General features: G+C 57.3%; 16 protein-coding genes and 1 riboswitch. Of the genes, 8 read left to right on the top strand and 8 right to left on the bottom strand.

The genetic code is table 11. The annotated features are described in order from the left end of the window. Positions 1 to 1164 (top strand): hypothetical protein, encoded by a 1164-nt coding sequence (locus GOV53_RS19975; protein ID WP_170469901.1) that lies wholly within the window; start codon positions 1 to 3, stop codon positions 1162 to 1164. On the opposite strand, the gene GOV53_RS19970 is transcribed toward GOV53_RS19975, so the two are convergent. Continuing rightward, positions 1154 to 4792: a flavoprotein gene (locus GOV53_RS19970; protein ID WP_170469898.1), complete on the bottom strand. Its 3639-nt coding sequence runs from the start codon at positions 4790 to 4792 to the stop codon at positions 1154 to 1156. The two genes, GOV53_RS19975 and GOV53_RS19970, sit on opposite strands and share 11 nt — an antisense overlap. Before the next feature lie 413 nt (positions 4793 to 5205). Between GOV53_RS19970 and GOV53_RS19965 the strand changes: the two genes are divergently transcribed. Together GOV53_RS19965 and amaB are read left to right on the top strand one after the other, a co-directional pair. Then, positions 5206 to 6312, top strand: a complete 1107-nt coding sequence (locus GOV53_RS19965) for a saccharopine dehydrogenase family protein (RefSeq protein ID WP_170469895.1) — start codon at positions 5206 to 5208, stop codon at positions 6310 to 6312. Positions 6313 to 6330: 18 nt separating this feature from the next. After that, a complete protein-coding gene (gene amaB, locus GOV53_RS19960) occupies positions 6331 to 7827 on the top strand; it encodes an L-piperidine-6-carboxylate dehydrogenase (protein WP_437436804.1) in 1497 nt (498 codons plus the stop codon). A 24-nt stretch (positions 7828 to 7851) separates the two neighbouring features. Here amaB and GOV53_RS19955 read toward each other — a convergent pair whose 3' ends face one another. Next, positions 7852 to 9429: a DUF5928 domain-containing protein gene (locus tag GOV53_RS19955; RefSeq protein ID WP_170469889.1), complete on the bottom strand. Its 1578-nt coding sequence runs from the start codon at positions 9427 to 9429 to the stop codon at positions 7852 to 7854. 144 nt (positions 9430 to 9573) lie between these two features. On the opposite strand from GOV53_RS19955, the gene GOV53_RS19950 reads away from it, so the two are divergent. After that, positions 9574 to 10392 (top strand): sulfotransferase family protein, encoded by an 819-nt coding sequence (locus tag GOV53_RS19950; RefSeq protein ID WP_170469887.1) that lies wholly within the window; start codon positions 9574 to 9576, stop codon positions 10390 to 10392. A gap of 168 nt (positions 10393 to 10560) precedes the next feature. On the opposite strand, the gene GOV53_RS19945 is transcribed toward GOV53_RS19950, so the two are convergent. Together GOV53_RS19945 and ilvD are read right to left on the bottom strand one after the other, a co-directional pair. After that, the gene (locus tag GOV53_RS19945; RefSeq protein WP_170469884.1) at positions 10561 to 11013 is read right to left on the bottom strand and encodes an NUDIX hydrolase; all 453 of its coding nucleotides are present in this window, start codon (positions 11011 to 11013) and stop codon (positions 10561 to 10563) included. Between the two features lie 102 nt (positions 11014 to 11115). After that, a complete protein-coding gene (gene ilvD, locus GOV53_RS19940) occupies positions 11116 to 12948 on the bottom strand; it encodes a dihydroxy-acid dehydratase (protein WP_170469882.1) in 1833 nt (610 codons plus the stop codon). A gap of 106 nt (positions 12949 to 13054) precedes the next feature. Here ilvD and GOV53_RS19935 point away from each other — a divergent pair, with 106 nt between their 5' ends. Next, a complete protein-coding gene (locus GOV53_RS19935) occupies positions 13055 to 13618 on the top strand; it encodes a helix-turn-helix domain-containing protein (RefSeq protein ID WP_170469879.1) in 564 nt (187 codons plus the stop codon). 25 nt (positions 13619 to 13643) lie between these two features. Continuing rightward, positions 13644 to 13913 (top strand): CBU_0592 family membrane protein, encoded by a 270-nt coding sequence (locus tag GOV53_RS19930; RefSeq protein WP_170469876.1) that lies wholly within the window; start codon positions 13644 to 13646, stop codon positions 13911 to 13913. Between the two features lie 15 nt (positions 13914 to 13928). Here the strand turns inward: GOV53_RS19930 and GOV53_RS19925 are convergent, their stop codons facing one another. Then, positions 13929 to 14606 (bottom strand): energy-coupling factor ABC transporter permease, encoded by a 678-nt coding sequence (locus GOV53_RS19925; RefSeq protein WP_170469873.1) that lies wholly within the window; start codon positions 14604 to 14606, stop codon positions 13929 to 13931. Between the two features lie 54 nt (positions 14607 to 14660). Beyond that, a riboswitch (cobalamin riboswitch) is annotated at positions 14661 to 14873 on the bottom strand. Between the two features lie 141 nt (positions 14874 to 15014). Here GOV53_RS19925 and sseA point away from each other — a divergent pair. Beyond that, positions 15015 to 15869 carry a 3-mercaptopyruvate sulfurtransferase gene (gene sseA, locus GOV53_RS19920; RefSeq protein WP_170428632.1) on the top strand — a complete coding sequence of 285 codons (855 nt, stop codon included), beginning with the start codon at positions 15015 to 15017 and terminating at the stop codon, positions 15867 to 15869. Next, on the top strand, positions 15869 to 17053 hold the full coding sequence (locus GOV53_RS19915; RefSeq protein ID WP_170469870.1) for an aromatic amino acid transaminase: 1185 nt from the start codon (positions 15869 to 15871) through the stop codon (positions 17051 to 17053). The genes sseA and GOV53_RS19915 overlap by 1 nt, the downstream gene beginning before the upstream one ends. A gap of 79 nt (positions 17054 to 17132) precedes the next feature. Here GOV53_RS19915 and GOV53_RS19910 read toward each other — a convergent pair whose 3' ends face one another. The 3 genes from GOV53_RS19910 to GOV53_RS19900 form a co-directional block, all read right to left on the bottom strand. Further along, positions 17133 to 17822: an aspartate/glutamate racemase family protein gene (locus GOV53_RS19910; protein WP_170469867.1), complete on the bottom strand. Its 690-nt coding sequence runs from the start codon at positions 17820 to 17822 to the stop codon at positions 17133 to 17135. 144 nt (positions 17823 to 17966) lie between these two features. After that, complete coding sequence (locus GOV53_RS19905) at positions 17967 to 19277, bottom strand: ammonium transporter (RefSeq protein ID WP_170469864.1); 1311 nt, start codon at positions 19275 to 19277, stop codon at positions 17967 to 17969. 33 nt (positions 19278 to 19310) lie between these two features. After that, the gene (locus GOV53_RS19900; protein ID WP_058273036.1) at positions 19311 to 19649 is read right to left on the bottom strand and encodes a P-II family nitrogen regulator; all 339 of its coding nucleotides are present in this window, start codon (positions 19647 to 19649) and stop codon (positions 19311 to 19313) included. Positions 19650 to 19878: the final 229 nt, after the last annotated feature.

The raw sequence follows: 19878 nt of genomic DNA, 5'->3' as shown, positions 1-19878 counted from the left end.
ATGAGCATCGAAAAGAAAGTCTGGTTGATCTCTGGTGCCATCACGCTGGGTCTGGCCCTTCTGCTGATCAAGCTATGGATCGATTTGAACCATTTCGAGGAAGATCCCACGCAGTTGCCGGATCGTGCGTCGGTCGACACATACCTGAATGACCTCCCAAGTCTGCCAGAGCATCAGGTCAGAACGGGCATCTTCATAAAATCCTTCAGTTTCACCGGGGCAAGCGACGTCCATATCAGCGGCTATATCTGGCAGCATTACGAGGATGGGGTACACGACGCCATCAAACCGGCCGAGGGCGAAGTTGGGTTCATTCTGCCCGAAGCCGCAGATGCCGCGAATGGTCTGATTGAAGAGGCCTATCGGATCGACCAGGGTGGATCTGAACTCATCGGTTGGTATTTTGAACAGACCCTGCGCCAGACCTTTGACTATACCAGTTACCCCTTTGACCACAAAACCGTCTGGGTCCGCTTCTGGCCGAGCAGATTTGACAAGAATGTGGCTCTAATCCCCGACTTCTCGGCATATCCGGCCACCGGACCAGACGATATCTTTGGCATCGACAATCGCATTGTGATGGGCACGTGGGAGCGTGAGAACACCTATTTCGACTATCGCCTGTCTGATCTGGATACGACGCTTGGCATCGGTCAGATCGAGTATCAGACCAACCTGCCCGAGCTGCACTATAACTTCGTCATCAAACGGAACTTTGCGAACGCGTTTATCGTCCACATGATCCCGCTGATCGTCGTGACGATGTTATTGTTCGGGGCCGTCATGATCGTCACCCGACGCCCCGAACTGGTCGAGCGGCACGATTTCAGCACATCCAGCGTCATCGGTACGTGTTCGGTCCTGTTTTTTGTGATCCTTCTGGCGCATGTTCAGCTGCGCGAAGGGTTCGCCGGATCACCGGTGATTTATATGGAGTCGTTCTTTTTCCTGATGTACTTCCTGCTGTTGGCAGTTTCAGTGAACACCTATCTGTTCGCCTCCGAGGCGGTGCCGTCCTTGTGGTTCATCCACTACAAGGACAACCTGATCCCCAAAGCTTCGTTCTGGCCGTTTGTCCTTTTGTGCATGGTGATCATCACGGCCTACAACCTCAGCCTCAAGGACGGCCCTGAGGATGAGGTTTTTGTTCAGGTCAGGCACTAGGCGGCTGGAAGCCCGGTTTTGGCGTCCCTGTGGCCATGTCCAAAGTGTATTCCGCGACAATTCCGGACGTTCCTGCCTCCCATTGATCCAGGTACTTGGTGGGGTGCGCGATCACATAGGCATAGGCCGGTTTTTTTACACCGTTAATCAGAACGTTGATCCGCTTGCGGACATAAACATTCTCGGGCGATCCGGGCCCGTGGTAACCTTCGAGCTGGTCCAGTTCTTTTAACCCAGAGGATGTCACCCGATACACCTCACCACGGATCGGTTTGCCGCGTCCTTTCTGGTCGACCAACGTGGCCATCCGGTGCAGGAAACCGCAGTTCGGATTGTCACAATGCGGCTCGTGCGGGACGATCAGGGGCATGCGTTGCCGGGTGACGGCCTCGCCCACGAAATCGTCCAAAACCTCGGCATGGGCTTCGTGGTTGGGAAAGCCTTTCTTCAATGAGCCGTAAGTGAAGTAGAGGTAGGTGCGTTCCCGATCATCGACCAGTTCGTCTTCGTCCTCTTCTTCGATCTCGGTCAGGGTGTGGGTGTTGGCCCAGTCACTCAGCATCCCGAGCACGTCGTCCGAGATGTTTGCGTCCCGGACATCCATCGCGTTCTTTGGGTTCTGCAAAAAGTGAATACAGGCGCTTGCATCAATGCCTTCCGCGCCCAGCAGGGTTTTCACCATCTCGACCGAGTTGTTCATCACCGCCACATGCAGGCTGGTAAATCCATGGTCGTTGGTCGCATTTACGTTGATACCGCGGTTTATCAGTTCCTGCGCGGCCTCCAGGTCGGGTTTTCCAAGACCCTTCCCGTTCTCGTGCAACTCACCTTCGCCGCCCGCCGCATAGTGCAGCAGCGTGTCGCCATTGTGGTCGTCAACGATGTCGATCCCGGCCATGCCCTTGTCGACAGCGTCGAACACGCGGCGCCACTGCGCAAAGTCGTCAGATGCGGCGGCCTCTTGCGCCCATTTGCAAATGTTGTGTTCTTGATCCGCCAGCTCTTCGAAAGCTTCGTCAAGCACCTCCATGATCTGGTCCGGGGTGGCCATCATGCCGATCCCCATCATGCCATTCGATAACCGCCCCTTGCGCGGGCCGACCAGATCAACGCCCAGATCGCGCAGTTTTTCGACGTTCCGCTGGGTCGTAACGTTGTTCCACATATTGGTGTTACACGCCGGGCAAAGGATGGCGGGCTTGTTCCTGTACTGCCACGCGACAAAGACCGAGGTCAGCAGGTTATCGGCGATCCCGTTGGCGATCTTGCCCATCGTGTTGCAGGTTACAGGGGCCACGATCACGCAATCGGCCCAGTCACACAGCGCAAGATGCGAGGCGCGCAGAGGCATCCCGAACTTGGTGTAACGGAAGTTCCATTCGTCGTCATCGCGGTAATAGTCGTTGTGCGAAATGTAGTCCTCGACCTTTTCGGGCTCATACCCTCTTTCAATCTCGACACCCTTTTCGATCTCGATATCGCGAAAGAACTTCTCGGCTGAAACGGAAGGGATGAGCTTTACGTTGTGGCCCGCTGCGGTGATCTTTTTGACCAGTTGCGGCACCTTGTCGGCGGCAGAAGATCCGCAGGCACACAGCAGCACATTACGCTTTTCGCTGGGCGGTTCAGTCAGTCCACCTTTGGGGTAGCCAAAGATATTGTTGTCCAGACTGGGGGACTGATGGCGCAGCAAGACCGGCAGCCCGGCTTCGAACACCCGTTTCTGAAAGTGACCCTTGAGAATGCTGTCCACGATGTCGTTTCGACGCCCCAGACACTCACCTTGGAAAAACAGATAAGGGACGGTTTCCTTGCCTGTCATCGCGGTGAGTTGTCGCCGCATCTTCATGACATTGGCACCATGCCCTTCGACGTCGATCAGCTTGATCGTCGTGATGCCGATATTGGCAAGGATACTGCGCAGCATGTAGGACCAAGGGTCTTCATCGGCATAGAACAAAACAATCGCGTTGTTCTTGACGATGGTGGCCACGTCGCTGGGGTCTTCGGGTGGCTCGCGCTCTTCGATCACCAAAAGCGCCGGGTCCTTCAGGTCGCGCAAGCCACGAAAGATGTTTTCCCGTGGCGCTTGCCAGACCTGAGAGGTCGCCGGGCTCATGTCCACGACGGTCACGAGATCGGTCTCTTCGTCATAGGCGATGCACAAGCACCAGAATTCCTCCAATAAAGCTGTTTCGCGGTACACGTTTGCTGGTGGGCGGATGACTTCGAACCCAAGGACGCGGTTGAAATCGATGTTGATCATCAAGTGCCGGTCGTGCGCCTTGTTCAACCCGCGCAACCGGTCGCAGAACCATTCCTCCGGGGTGGTGTGATCATCCACGGGGCGTTGGGCATAGCTGCGGAAGGCGCTGCCTAAGTGCTCGACTTGTGACTGGGCAAGATAGCGCTGCGCCAAATCGTGCATTTCCTTGGCGGTCGATACCCGGCTGAGCTTATCGCTCAGATCGGTCTCTGTGGCGAACAGAAGCTTGTCTTCATCGACGATCTCATCCCCAAGAATGGCCAGACTTTCGGCCAAAACGCCCAGCGAATTCATGTTCGGGCTGGCACGCCGGAACAGGTTGCGCCGCTTCTTTGGGTCCTTGGCCAGATAGCGGGTGCTGTCGACATAGTTGCAGTCTTGTTTCAGCGTTTGCAGATGCGTTTTCACAGCCTCGCGCGCTGAAAACCGCAGCATCCCGCGCGACCGCATCGAGGTCCCGTCGCGGTCGGACATCCCGGCCCATAACCGGTCGATTGTGGTGACCCACAGCTTGCCGTATTTTTCGGGGTGCACATCCATCATATGCACCAACCCGGTGCTGCGATTGCATTTGGCGATGATCGCAAAGTGACCACCGGGCATGTTGTCCTTGCCGTGGGCAACGCCGACCTGAAAGTTCGCCACAAGGATGTCGTTGTCTCCGCCCAACCGGTTGGATTCGTCGATCGCCTCCGACAACAGTTCGGCCGAGGTTGTGGCCTCATCCATGAAATAGGCCTGAACCTGGATCACGTCCCGTAGTCCCTGACTGTGGATAAAGGTGCAGGCGACGTCGTAGAGCTCGCCCAGAGAGATGCCGTCATTCACGACAAACGACGTCGGCAAACCGCATTCGCGAAAGATGTCGTTGACTTCGTAGCTGAAGCCAAGAGCAGACATACTAAGCGCGGCAGCTGTCACGCTGCAGCAATTGATCGGCTGCTGATAATTTTGCAGATGGACGCTGACCAGATCGCCAAAAAGCGTGTCGTAACAGGCGTCGCGGATATGTTTCGGGATCGCGGACCATTGATGTCTGGACAAATAGGCCAGTCTTGTGCCGGGCATTGCGTGCGCCTCGAGGCTGACGGGAATATCGTAGATTTCCAGATGCTCTTCGTAGAAGTAATCTCCGGTATCTGCAGTTGCCAGAACGTTGTCACCCTGCCGCAACTGAACCTCGCCGCCGAGCACGACAAACATACCGAGCGAGGGCAGCGTTGTGTCTTCGGACACTTCAAAATACTCGAATTTCGAATGGATGACCGATGGGTCCTGCGCGGGCAGAACCTCGTTTATCAGTTTCAGGTCATCTTGGGTTGGTTCGAATGATGTTGAGCTTTCAATTGGATCTTTTGGCACGCCTTGTCCCCCCTGAACGTCGTCGCGATTAAAATCAGAAAACCCCAACGCTAGACCCTATAGTGTTGGATCAGCCCCTATTGGCCGGACGAAAAAGTAACCGGCCAGGCCATGTTTGGGCGCTGGGCGGGCCGACCGAACAGTTTGATATGTGCGAACAATACGGCCCAATTGAATGCACCGTATAATATTTGAATATAAAAATCACTGGGCTTGTTGATTTGTCAGGTGACGTTGCAACCGCGAGTTGGAAATGGCCTCGGCCACGGACAAAAAGCAGCGTTCCATCGATACGTCAATATGTCAGATTTCTCGACATATTGACGACAATACCTTCGGTTTCGTCAAGATTGCGCCTACGTTTCGAACAGGTGGGGCCTCATACTTTTCGCAAACGAAAGAGGAGGCGCGCTTTGAGCTGGAACATTTGTATCATCGGAGCAGGAAAGATCGGTCAGATGATCGCAACCCTGCTGAAGTCATCGTCAAACTACTCGGTCACAGTGGCCGATCGTGATCTTGCCGCGTTATCAGCCCTGAACAAGCAGGGAGTTTCGACCCGCCAGATTGATGTGGAGGACGATACACAGCTGACCCAGGGGTTGATAGGCTTTGATGCCGTGATTTCGGCGGCCCCGTTTTTCCTGACGCCCAAGATTGCAAAGGCGGCGAAAACAGCTGGTGCGCATTACTTTGACCTGACCGAGGATGTGGCGGCCACCAATGCGGTGCGCGATCTGGCGAAAGACAGCGAAACCGCCTTTATGCCGCAATGCGGTCTGGCACCCGGTTTTGTCGGGATCGCCGGAGCGTCTTTGGCCTCGGAATTCGACGAATTGGACAGCCTGCATATGCGGGTCGGGGCGCTGCCGCTTTATCCGACCAACGCGCTGAAATACAATCTGACTTGGTCCACCGATGGCCTGATCAACGAATACTGTAACCCCTGCGATGCCATCGTGAATGGCGAACGCGTCAAGACCGCCCCGCTGGAGGACTACGAACTGCTGGGTCATGATGGGGTGGAGTATGAATGCTTCAACACCTCCGGCGGTTTGGGAACCCTGCCCGAAACCTTGGACGGCAAGGCAAGGGCGGTGTCGTACCGATCAATCCGCTACCCGGGCCATTGCGAAATCCTGAAACTGTTGCTGCATGATCTGGGGTTGGAACGTCGCCGCGATCTGCTGAAAGACATCTTTGAAACCGCGCTGCCGCGCACCGATCAGGATGTGGTGCTGGTCTATTGCACCGCAAAGGGCATGATCGATGGCGCGCTACGCGAGAAATCCCTGATCAACAAAAGCTTTGCCCGCACCATCAACGGACAGGTCTGGAGCGCCATTCAGGTAACCACCGCCGCAGGCGTTCTGGGTGTCGTCGATCTGATGCGAACCGGCGCGCTGCCCGCAAAAGGCTTTGTCCGGCAAGAACAGGTGAAGCTTGCCGATTTCCTCAACACCGAATTTGGCCGGCTCTATAGGGCTGGCGACGTAACCGAACAGAACAAGGCGGCCTGAGATATGAAAGACATCGTAATGACAGCCCAAACCACATTGGCAAATCTGGACCTGACCGAGGCCGATCTGACCGGCGGTACGCTCAAGGTTACATCGCCCATCGACGGCAGCGTATTGGCTGAGGTGCACGAGACACCAGCGTCCGAGATGGACGCGGTGTTCGCCCGTGCAAAAGCAGCATTCAAAGCTTGGCGCGTGGTGCCGGCCCCGCAACGCGGCGAGTTGATCCGCCTTTTGGGTGAGGAGCTCCGCGCCGCCAAAGACGATCTGGGGGCGCTGGTCAGCTGGGAAGCTGGCAAGATCACATCCGAAGGTCTGGGCGAAGTGCAAGAGATGATCGATATCTGCGACTTTGCCGTGGGCCTTTCGCGGCAGCTTTATGGTCTGACAATCGCTTCCGAACGCCCCGGCCACCGGATGATGGAGACATGGCATCCCGCGGGTCCGGTTGGCGTGATCTCTGCCTTCAACTTCCCGGTCGCGGTCTGGTCATGGAATGCGGCTTTGGCGTTAGTCTGCGGTGATCCCGTGATCTGGAAACCGTCCGAGAAAACGCCGCTGACCGCGATGGCCTGTCAAAAGATCTTTGAACGCGCTTTGGCTCGGTTTGGTGATGCGCCTGACGGGCTGCTGCAAACGCTGATCGGTGGTGCCGCGCTGGGTGAAGCTCTGGTCGCCAGCGAAGAGGTGCCCGTGATCTCGGCCACCGGCTCGACCCGGATGGGCCGTGCGGTTGCACCCATTGTCGCGCAGCGCTTTGGCAAGTGCATTCTGGAACTCGGCGGCAACAACGCGATGATCGTTGGCCCCTCGGCGGATCTGGAAATGGCTGTCCGAGCGATTGTATTCTCGGCTGTTGGTACGGCTGGCCAGCGCTGCACCACGTTGCGCCGCCTTATCGTGCACAATTCGATCCGCGAGGAACTGGTGGGCCGCCTGAAAAAGGCTTATGCTGGTCTGCCCATCGGCAACCCGCTGGCCGAAGGCACCCTGGTTGGCCCGCTGGTGGATGAAGCCTCGGGCGCGGCCATGACCGCAGCGCTAGAGGCCGCCAAGGCCGAAGGCGGGACCGTATTTGGCGGCAAGCGTGTGACAGAAGACGTTCCGGCAGGTTTCTATATGGAGCCCGCGATCGTCGAGATGCCGGGCCAGACAGCAGTCGTGAAAACCGAAACCTTCGCGCCGATCCTGTATGTCATGGGCTATGACGATTTTGACGATGCGATCGATCTGCAGAATGACGTACCCCAAGGTTTGTCGTCCTGCGTGTTCACCCTGAACATGCGCGAGGCGGAACAATTCCTGACGGCAGCTGGTTCGGATTGCGGGATCGCAAACGTCAATATCGGCCCCTCGGGTGCGGAAATCGGCGGTGCCTTTGGTGGCGAGAAAGAAACTGGCGGTGGGCGCGAAAGCGGCTCGGACGCTTGGAAAGCCTATATGCGGCGGCAGACCAACACGGTGAACTATTCGGCCGAGCTGCCTTTGGCCCAGGGTGTTAAATTCGACATCTGAACTGGTCCCGCCGGAGCGGCGGGATCAATCCGCGAACAGGTAATCAAGGCGCATGATGGCGTGCGCCTTGTCCTGTGAAACACCCAGAAACTCGGCAATTGCGGCTTCGTTTTCGGTGTGAGAGTTGCTTTCTCTCAGGCGGACATAGCCGTCGAACTCGGCCTCTCGGATCAGTTCGGATTCGTGCGCCAGTGAGTTTCGCAGCGCTGGGACAAGCCGGGCTACGGCGTCCCGCGGGGTGCTTTCTCCGGCCAGACCCACGCGGCGGGCGTGACCGATCAGATAGTCATCGGAGTACTCACACTCGATATCCAGCACATGGCTGCGGGCTTGCACCGCGCAGAAATCCTGAATGATGTCGAGATCTGCAGGGTCCACACAAAAAACCAGCCTGTTCGAGTCGAAGCTTTCGAACAGCATCCGAACCACTGCGCGCCTGTGGCGTGTTCGCTTGGCCAGCGTTGATTCAATGCCGCCCAGATCGGGTAGGACAGTGTCTTCTTCGTTGAACAGGTATTCCACGCAGGGGATATTCGTTTCCAAGACGATCTGATCCACCAGCCGCTTGGCCACGTGCCATTTCTTGCACACGACCAGAAATACTTCGCGCTCAGGACCCAGTGTATTGCCCGCTTCCCAAAATCGTTGAGCATATCGCCGTCCGACCCGGCCGCGCCCGGTCAAAAAGCCGTAGAGATTGCGCCCTTCGTTCGAGATGTGAAAAGTCTCGCCTTCGGCGGCGTACAGATCGCCCAGCCTGTCTTTCAGCTCGTGGGCTTCGGGGCTGACCTTGCGGGCGAACAGATAGTCTTGTCCCAGTAGCAGATCGTAGTGATCGTTGTAGAACGTCACAGGCATCCCGTAGTCGGAGAACATCAGGAATGTCGGGGTGCGGTTTTCAATCTCGGTTTTGGGGATCAGGTGGCGCACCAGTGTCTGAAAAAAGGTCTCGTCCGGAATCCAGGTGGTCGAGAAGAACCGTTTCACATCCGGTCGCTTTTTCAGAAAATCCAGGATCATTTCAATCGTACGGCGACGCAGGCACCACCATTGGCTGCCGATCATGACCTGAATGTCCGAAGGAATTTCGCGCGTCAGGCCAAACTTTTTTTGCAGGTTGTAAGAACCGTAAAACAGCTTGGCCTGCGTGCGTTCGTTGAAATAGTGCCGATAGATCAGGCGATCCTCGACCATGCCGGTCTTGATCCAGTTGCTTTCCAAGAAGTCGTGGCTTTCGATGAAATCGTGGTCGCGATGATCCAGAAACTCGTGGATGTACTCAGCCGATTTGATTGGCATGCAATCCCCGGACACCATGTAGAAATGGGTGGCGCGGGGAAAGGCGCCGACGGCGGCCTCTACGGCGTTAAGCGTGGCCTGAACCAGAGACCACGCGCCCCAACCGCATTTGATGCGTTTGGCGGCAAAAGTGACATTTGGATTGGTTTTCAAGGCCTCGCGAATGCGCGCATAGGCCGCCGAGCTTGCCCGCGCATCGAAATGGATGGCCATGCAATCCCCGGCTGCCGTCAGCTGGTTGGCCTGCGCAATGATTGCGTCAGGGTCTTTGTGGCACAGCAATATATACGCAATCCTAGCCATTTTGGCCTATTGTTTTCCGTTTCTGCCCGTTTCCAACCGTGATACTGAGGATGAGCGATTGAATAAACAGAATATTTTTGGTTTTTTGGTGTCAAATGCTGGCGTGTCGATTATGTGACCAGGCCAGCAAAGGAGGCGCAGCGGATGGGTTTTCCCGGTACATGGATGACCGAGAGCGAAAGCATGGTTTACCGTGTTGTGCCTAAATGCGCGTGCTCGACCATTGGTCAGATCATGTACTACTCGGATCATGGGCGGTTCTTTGATGGCGACATTCACGACGCCAAAGACGGGATGCACAAGTGGGCGTTCGGCCCTAGTCAGGCGCAGATTTCGGGCAATGTGCGGGATCACAAGTCGCTGGCCTTTACCTGTGTGCGCAATCCCTACACCCGGATTCTAAGTTCTTTCTTCGACAAGATTTGCGGCATCCAGCGCAACGGCAAACGGTATCGGGGCAATCTGGTCCCCACTTTGATCTACAACTACGGGATCGAGGTTGGTGGTGATGACGGCAAGGGAGAGTTCGATCAGATCGCCAGCTTTCGCCGTTTCCTGCTGTTTGCGCGCGACACGATCCGCTGGCGGCGCCCGATGGATCCCGACATTCACTGGTCAGCCATGTCCGGTCACGTTTCGACCTTCATTGTGAATGGCGGGCGTTACGATCAGATTTTCTGGACCGAGAAATTCAATGACGGCATGCAGAATGTGCTGGACGAATTGCAGACGCCCCACGCGGTGAACCTTGCCGAGATTCCGCGTTTCAATGAGTCCGAAGGGCACGGACCGAAACGTGCCCATCCGGTCGAGGACTACTTCGACGATCTTTCGATGCATCTTGTCTACGAAATCTACAAACAGGATTTCGAACTGTTCAAATACGATTTCGAAAACCCGGCTAACAAAATGCCGATTGGTGAAATTGACCTGGACGAAGTCCACGCCAAGCTTGGCGATTAACTCTTCAACAGGCAGTCAGTGGCTCCCGCCCATCGTCAATGTCTCTGACGAGACATCTTCTCTGGTTGGGCCCGGCGCCGCGCGATGCGCGGCGCCGGGCCCAAGGCCGAACGTGGCAGCGGCGCAGCCGATGGCGCGGATCGGGCGCGGGAGGGTCTCTTTTGTGCTTCAGTCCGAAATCAGGAGTTGCTTGAGGCCGTTGGGAAAAAGCTGCGGTCCGTCGCTCGTATCCAACGTATGGATGTCTCGCCAATTGGCCGTGCTGACGATCCCGTTGTCTTCGCGAAAGGTGATGGGCGCATCGGGCAATTCCTCCGAATGTGCAAGGGTTACGTCTGCGGCGAAAATGATCTCATGACCCGGCGCGCCTTCGTGGGTGTAGATGTTTTCGAGTACAAGCGGCGCGCTTGAGATCTCGATTTCCACACCAAGTTCTTCGCGAAATTCGCGCTTCAGCCCGTCTTGCCAAGTCTCGCCAAACTCGACGCTTCCGCCCAGCGGGCGCACACCTTTCAAAATATTGGAGTCATCGTGAACATCGGCCACGAGCAGTCGGTGCCCTTGCCAAAGCAGGCCAATGGCTTTGACACGGATCCCGTTATGTGGACGCCAGATTGTCATTTTCTATCACCACAACAGCCGCTCAAACGAAACGAGGCCCCGCTATTGCGCATAGCGAGGCCCTTAACCTATGTCAGGTTTCACAGCTTGGAAACTGCTGTATCAGAGCTGGCGCACAGCCCCTTTGGCCGCGCTGGTCGTCAGCTTGGCATAGGCCTTGAGCGCGGTGGACACCTTGCGCTTGCGTGGTGCTACTGGCACCCAACCCTTTTCATCCTGCTCTTCACGGCGCGCGGCGAGTTCTTCATCGGAAACGGCCAAATGAATGGTCCGGTTGGGGATGTCGATCTCGATCTTGTCGCCATTTTTGACCAGTCCGATTTCGCCACCCTCGGCAGCCTCAGGAGAGACGTGGCCGATCGACAAGCCCGAGGTTCCGCCCGAGAATCGGCCGTCGGTCAGCAGGGCGCAGGCTTTACCCAGACCTTTGGATTTCAGATACGAGGTCGGGTACAGCATTTCCTGCATCCCCGGACCGCCTCGCGGGCCTTCGTAGCGGATCACCACCACGTCGCCCTCTTTGACCCTGCCCGTCAGGATGTCGTTGACCGCTTGATCCTGGCTTTCGCACACATAGGCCGAGCCGGTGAACTTCAGGATGTTCTCATCTACACCGGCCGTTTTGACGATGCAGCCGTCGCGGGCGATGTTTCCGAACAGAACCGCCAGACCGCCGTCCTGGCTAAAGGCGTGCTCTTTGGACCGGATCACGCCGCCCTCGCGATCAGTGTCCAGATCTTTGTACCGGTTGGACTGGCTGAAGGCCTGCGTCGTGCGCACGCCGCCCGGGGCTGCCTTGAACAGTTCTTGCGCGGCTGGGTTATTGGCGACTTTGATATCCCAGTTCGCAATAGCCTCACCCATCGTGGCCGAGTGAACGGTGTTGCAGTGTTCGTGCAGCAGTCCGGCGCGGCTGAGCTCACCGAGGATCGAGAAGATGCCACCGGCGCGGTGGACGTCCTCCATGTGCACATTCTCGGTATTGGGTGCGACTTTACACAGACAGGGAACCTTGCGGCTGAGGCGGTCCATGTCGGACATGGTGAAATGCACCTCACCCTCGTGCGCGATGGCCAGTAGGTGCAAAACAGTGTTGGTCGACCCGCCCATGGCGATATCCAGGCTCATTGCGTTCTCAAACGCATCGAACGTGGCGATCTCGCGCGGCAGGAAGCCTTTTTCGTCCAGATCGTAGTGGCGCTTGGTGATCTCGACGATGCGGCGACCGGCTTCAAGGAACAGGTTCTTGCGGTCGGCATGCGTAGCGAGCGTTGAGCCGTTGCCCGGTAGCGCCAGACCCAGTGCCTCGGCCAGACAGTTCATCGAGTTCGCGGTGAACATGCCCGAGCACGACCCGCAGGTCGGACAGGCGTTTTCCTCAATGTGTTTGACCTGCTCGTCGGTGTATTTGTCATCCGCTGCAGCAACCATCGCATCGACCAGATCGACTTTTTTCACGTCCAGATCCGCGATGTCGATTTTACCGGCCTCCATCGGGCCGCCCGAGACAAAGATCGCCGGGATGTTCAGGCGCATGGCAGCCATCAGCATACCTGGAGTGATCTTGTCACAGTTCGAGATACAGACCATCGCGTCTGCGCAGTGGGCGTTGACCATATACTCGACTGAATCCGCGATGACCTCGCGCGAGGGCAGTGAATACAGCATCCCGTCATGACCCATGGCGATGCCGTCATCTACTGCGATCGTGTTGAATTCTTTCGCAACACCACCTGCGGCTTCGACCTCGCGCGCAACCATCTGGCCCAAATCCTTCAGGTGGACGTGGCCCGGGACGAATTGGGTGAACGAATTGACGATGGCGATGATCGGCTTGCCGAAATCATCATCCTGCATACCGGTGGCACGCCACAGGCCACGGGCACCGGCCATGTTGCGGCCATGGGTAGAGGTTCTGGATCGGTACATTGGCATGATGCTGTTTCCCTTTTTCCCCGGTTGCGATATTCGGGATGTGTACGTTATAGCGCACGTACCACATGTGCGCTATAACGCACAAGACGATTCGAGAGATTACAAGATGGCACCGGACGAAATTACGCTGAAACTACGCGATGTGCGCGCGGCCGCAGGGCTGAGCCTGTCCAAAGTGGCTGAGATGACCGGTGTCAGCAAAGCGATGCTGGGCCAGATCGAACGGGGCGAATCGAGCCCGACCATCGCGACCCTGTGGAAAATTGCAAAAGGGTTTCAGCTGCCGCTAAGCGCCTTGATCGGGTCCGACACCCTGCGCGATACCGCCGCCCCCGACGTTTTCCGCACCGTGACCTTTCCCGGCAGTATCGAGGTCAAGATTGTTTTTCCTTTCGATCCCGCCCTGCGCGCCGAAACGTTCCACGTGGACCTTGCCCCGAACCAGAGCCATGAGTCGCCCCCCCACGCGACGGGCGTGACCGAAGAGGTGTTCGTTCTGCACGGATCGCTTGAAATTCTGCGCGACGGTGAATGGGTACCGTTGGCAGCCGGGCAGGGCCTGCGATTTGCCGCCGACCTGCCACATGGTTACCGTGCAGGGGCAGATGGGGCCGCATTCTTGAACATGCATCATTATAATCAACCGACCGAACTGGCCTCGGGTGGATAAATTATAATCTCAGGGATTACGTTTCATGGCCGCTTTTCTGAACGACCTGACCATTGTTGACGCAATCGGCTCACTCGGGGCGCTGATCGTGGTCGCCGCCTATTTCGGAACCCAGATGCGGATGATGAATTCGGATGATCTGGCCTTTCCGGTGGTCAACCTGCTGGGCTCGGTCCTGATCGTTTGCTCTCTGGTTCAAAACTTCAATCTGGCGTCGATGCTGATCGAAGGGTTTTGGATCATCATCAGCGTGATCGGGATCATACAGCATTTCAGGTTGCGCCGCGCTGGGTAACGCGGCGCAAGGTGTTCAGGCCGCGTTCAGAAGGCGTGGCGTAAACAGGCCCAGCTTTTCCAGACCTTTCATGGATTTTGCCGCCGCCAGAAAAGCAAGATCAGCCAGCGGTTCAACCAGGATGACAAGCATGTAAGCGCTGCCAAAGCTGGCCACGGCGGTCATGTTTTCGGCACCAAAACCTTGACCGTAGAACGCCCAGAACGCCACCCATAGCACAACGCCGCCCTGATAGGCGGTCGAAAGCGCCAGCGCCTGAGAATACTTCAGATCAACATAGACCGTATTCGGCGCGATAATGAGGTTTGCCAGCGCCTGCAGGGCAAACAGCGGCACCAGCAGCGTTGTCATGTTCATGCCGAACTGGGGCAGATCGAAGGGCGCCAGAAAGAAGCCTTGTACAAAAAGACCCAGAACCAGGCCGATCGCAGCCGGGGCAGCCCCGAACAGCAAAAACAGGGTCGAGCCCAAGATAAAGTGAACCTCTGAAACGCCCACTGGGAAATGAGGCAGGACCTCGAAAAAGGTGAAGACCAGCCCGGTTGTCAGGGCAGAACGTGCGGCAAGGCTGGCAAGACCGCTATGTCTGACGTTGTCCCAGACCAGTTTCAGCGTGTACAGCCCTGCCCCGGCTGCGGTGGCATAGCTCAAGGCAAGTTTTGCGCCGTTCACGACGCCCGGTTCGATATGCATAATGTGTTCTCCTTACCGTCACACCCGACGGCAGAAATGTGTTGATATGGGCCGAGGCCCGGTTTGCGCATGGCAGGTCTCCTGACTCGCGGATTAAGATCGTCCCCGGCCTTCCCAACCGATCCTTTCGGTCAGTGGCCCTGATGGGGTGATACGCCGCTTACAGTTGCGGGGGCAGTTCCGGAATTGGCAGAATAGGCCGCACCGGATTCCCTTTTCATCCCGCCGGGCATGCGCCTTTTGGGAACCATGTGGCACAGATGTCCGTCACGGAATGCCGTCTGTCAAGCGCGCTGGACAGATGGGTGGAAAAAACTGCGGCCCTTGAAGGTTCTGAATTGCCGCGTGACTTGAACGTTTCGCCCGACCCATATAGGGAAAATCCAAGCTCGCTCAGGGGAGGCTTTGATGCAGGACGATCCGAAAACCCTCGTTTCTACCGAATGGCTTGCCGCCCATCTGAAAGATCCGGACCTGCGGGTGCTGGACGGGTCATGGTATTTGCCGCAGCAACGGCGCGACGCCAAGGCTGAATATGACGCCGCACACATCCCCGGTGCGCGATTCTTTGATATCGACGAGATTTCGGACCACCGTTCGGACTTGCCGCATATGGCGCCTCCGGTCGAGAAGTTCATGTCGCGCCTGCGGGCGATGGGCGTGGGCGATGGCCATCAGGTCGTGGTCTATGATGGGGCGGGTCTGATGTCAGCGGCGCGTGTCTGGTGGTTGTTCCGCCTGATGGGTCAGGAAAACATCGCCGTTCTGGATGGCGGTCTTCCAAAATGGCAGTCTGAGGGGCGCGAGATTGAAGATCTGCCGCCGGTGATCCGCGACCGCCACATGACCGTTCGGGTTCAAAACCACCTGGTCCGTGATGTGACGCAAGTCTCAGCAGCCGCCAAGCTGGCAGATCACGAGATCATCGACGCGCGCTCGGCCGACCGTTTTGCCGGAACCGGGACCGAACCGCGCGAAGGCCTGCGTTCGGGTCACATTCCGGGATCTCGCAACGTGCCTTTCGGAAACCTGCTGAACGCAAACGGTACGATGAAGACGCCCGAAGAGTGTCGCGCCGTGTTCGAGGCTGCTGGCGTCGACCTGTCCAAACCCGCGATCACGTCCTGCGGGTCGGGTGTAACTGCCGCGATCCTCAGCCTGGCGCTTGAGCGCTTGGGCAAGAAAGATCATTCGCTTTATGACGGCTCCTGGGCTGAATGGGGTGCCTTCCCGACCCTGCCCGTCGCAACCGGAGAGAACTGATGTTCGAGAACCTCAAACCGCAGCCCGCCGACAAGATTCTGGCGCTAATGCAAGCGTACCGCGAAGACCCGCGCGATCAGAAGATCGATCTGGGCGTGGGCGTCTACAAGAATGCCGAGGGCGTGACCCCCGTTATGCGTGCCGTGAAAGCGGCCGAAAAGCGTATTCTGGAAGAACAGGAATCCAAGGCCTATACCGGGCTGGCTGGCGACCCGGCCTATGCTGACGCGATGATCGGCCTGATCCTTGGCACCTCTGTACCGCGCGCCAACATCGCCGCTGTCGCGACTCCGGGCGGCACTGGTGCGTGTCGGCAAGCGTTCGAGATGATCCGCATGGCTAACCCTTCGGCCCGCGTCTTCGTGTCGAACCCGACTTGGCCGAACCACCTGTCGATACTGAGCTATCTGGGGATGGAGACCGTCCAGTACCGTTATTTCGACGGTGAAACCCGCGGTGTTGATTTCGATGGAATGATTGAAGACCTGAAAACCGCCAAGGCGGGCGATGTCGTGCTGCTGCATGGATGCTGCCACAACCCGACCGGCGCGAACCTGAACATGGTGCAATGGCAAGAGGTCGTGAACCTCATCAACGCGCAGGGCCTCGTGGCGATGATCGACATTGCCTATCAGGGCTTTGGCGACGGTCTGGAAGAAGACGCGCAGGCGACCCGCCTGGTAGCTTCGTCCGTAAAACGCTGCCTGATCGCGGCGTCTTGTTCGAAGAATTTCGGCGTCTATCGCGAGCGTACCGGTTTGCTGATGGCGATCAGTGACGATGCCTCACAAACGGCTCTGAATCAGGCGACTTTGGCGTTTCTGAATCGCCAGAACTACTCGTTCCCGCCCGATCATGGTGCCCGCGTGGTGACCACGATCCTGAACGACGAAGCCCTGCGCGCCGATTGGAAGGCTGAACTGGAAGAGATCCGCCTGTCCATGCTGGGCCTGCGTCAGCGACTGGCCGACGAACTGCAACGCCTTAGCGGGTCTGACCGCTTTGGTTTCGTCGCCCAACACCGTGGCATGTTCTCGCGTCTGGGCGCAGCCCCGGAACTTGTCGAGAAGCTGCGCGCCGATCACGGTATCTATATGGTCGGTGACAGCCGGTTGAACATCGCGGGCCTGAACGCCAACACGGTGCCGATTCTGGCAAAGGCGATTGTCGATGTGGGCGTCTGACGCGCTTTGAAATTCTATTCAGAAAGGCCGCGGTTCACTCGCGGCCTTTTCTTTTTCGGCTCCTAGGCGGTGACGAAAGCTAAGACAAAGCCATTTCCAAGACCGTTCTGCAGTGGATCTGGGTCGTGTCAAACACCGGACAAGGCACATTGTCCGCGTTCAACAACATTCCGACTTCGGTACAGCCAAGGATCAGGCAATCTGCGCCCGCATCGACCAAGCGCTGGGCGATCCCGACATATGCCTCTTGGCTTTTGGGTGTCACGATATCCTTGCACAGCTCATCATAGATGATCCGGTGGGTCGTGTTCTGATCCGCCTCTGACGGCAGGATCGGTGTTAAACCCGTAGCGCGCAGGCGATCGGTGTAAAAGCTCTGCTGCATCGTAAATGCGGTTGCCATCAAGCCTGGTGACTTTAGGCCAGCCGCGCAGATCGCCTCTGCTGTGGCGTCTGCGATGTGCAGCAGCGGGATGGATACTCCGTCCATCATCTGTTCGGCTAGTTTGTGCATTGTGTTGGTCGCGAGAACGAGGATATCGGCACCACCGCTCTCAAGCGCTTTGGCTTCTCGGTTCAGAATCTCACCGGCGGCGGACCATTTGCCTTTGACTTGCAGCGCTTCGATCTCGGCAAAATCCAGCGAGCGGATCAGGAGTTCGGGTGAGTGAAGCCCACCAAGACGTTGCCGGGTCAGGTCACAAAGTTCGCGATAATAGATCTGTGTCGATGCGGCTGACATCCCGCCGAGAATACCAATGGTTTTCATGGGGCTCTCCGAAACTGTGCAGTTCCTCATATGGGATGGCTTGCGGCGACAGCCGGGTCAAGAATTGGGATTGTATCGGGAACAATCGGGCAAACAAAAAAGCCGGGCGCGAACGCCCGGCCTTTCGAGTGGTTAACTCGGGTTTTAGCCCTTCGAGAACTCAGGGTAGGCTTCCATGCCCAGTTCAGCCATATCGAGGCCGTTGATCTCGTCTTCCTCGCTGACACGGATGCCCAAAACCATCTTCAGGATGGTCCACAGGATCAGTGCGCCGACGAAGGTGAAGACACCGTAGGCGACGATACCGGTCAGCTGGGTGATCAAGCTTGCCTCACCGTAGAAGATAACGGCAATAGTACCCCAGATACCTGCGAACAGGTGAACCGGAATTGCGCCGACGACGTCGTCCAGCTTGAACTTGTCCAACATTGGAACTGCGAAGACCACGATGACACCGCCGACGGCACCGATCCACAGAGCGCCAAACAGAGTCGGGGCCAGAGGTTCGGCCGTGATCGATACCAGGCCGGCCAGTGCGCCGTTCAGCACCATGGTCAGGTCCGGCTTCTTGTACAGAACCTGGGTTAGGATCAGAGCTGCAACAGCACCCGAAGCGGCGGCCATGTTGGTGTTGGCGAAAATGCGCGATACGTCGGTTACGTCACCTACGGTGCCCATCGCCAGCTGAGAGCCACCGTTGAAACCGAACCAACCCAGCCACAGGATGAACGTACCCAAGGTTGCCAGTGCCAGGTTCGAACCGGGCATCGGGTGAACTTTGCCGTCCTTGTATTTGCCGATACGCGGGCCCAGTACAATCACACCTGCCAGAGCCGCCCAGCCACCGACCGAGTGGACAACGGTCGAACCGGCGAAGTCCGAGAAGCCAGCTTCAGACAACCAGCCGCCGCCCCACTGCCAGGACCCCGAGATCGGGTACATGATTCCGGTCAGTACAACGACGAAGATCAGGAAGGGCCACAGCTTGATGCGTTCGGCCACAGCACCCGACACGATCGACGCGGTTGCAGCCACAAAGACCAGCTGGAAGAAGAAGTCCGAACCGATCGAGGCATAGTCCAAAGCAGCCTCGGCAGGGTCAACACCAACCGGATCAAGTACGGTTGGACCGCCAAGGGCAAAGAAACCATTGAAGTCGCCCGGATACATCGTGTTGAAGCCAACCAGCCAGTACATGATCGCCGCAATGGAAAAAAGCGCGATGTTTTTGGTCATTTGCATAGCCACGTTCTTGGAACGCACCAGACCGCCTTCGAGCATGGCAAATCCTGCTGCCATGAAGAAGACCAGAAAGCCTGCCATCAGGAACAGCAAGGTGGTAAAGATATACTTGGTGTGCAGCGCGGCCTCGCCGGCGGCGGCCTCTTGCGCAAGGCCCATCTGCGGCAGCGCGACAAGCGCGGCGGCAGGGATGAGAGATTTCATCAGGTTCATGTGACTTCCTCGAATATGTGTGAGTGGCGGCGCTTAGAGCGCCTCTTCGTTCGTTTCCCCGGTCCGCACGCGCAGGGCCTGCTCGACATCAAGGACGAAAATCTTGCCGTCACCGATCTTGCCGGTTTTGGCGGTCTTGGTGATTGTTTCGACGATCTGGTCGGCCATCGTCGCAGGCACCACGATTTCCAGTTTGATCTTGGGCACGAAGTTCACCGCATATTCGGCCCCACGATAGATTTCGGTGTGACCCGATTGCGAGCCGAAGCCCTTGATCTCGGTCACCATCATGCCGCGCACGCCGGCCTCGGTCAGTGCCTCACGCACCTCCTCCAGCTTGAACGGCTTGATTGTCGCAATGATCAGTTTCACGTCTTTCCCCTCTTCCTGTCCGGCGGGACCGGTTGTTTGCACCTGCAGAAAAAGAGCGCGACTGACCGCAGTAAGGAACGGTCAAGGCATCAGAACGCAGGGGAAAATTGAGGCTAGGTGCACAATTTTTGCACAAAAAAACACTTTTGCCTAAAAAGAGGGCATACTATGGAGGGCGCATAGGGGAAATTCACACCTCTACTTCAAGCCAAGGGCAGGGTATGGTGCC

It is taken from the genome of Ruegeria arenilitoris (assembly GCF_013035315.1).
Classification (GTDB): Bacteria; Pseudomonadota; Alphaproteobacteria; order Rhodobacterales; family Rhodobacteraceae; genus Ruegeria; species Ruegeria arenilitoris_D.
This window is presented reverse-complemented; position numbering and strand designations above follow the sequence as displayed.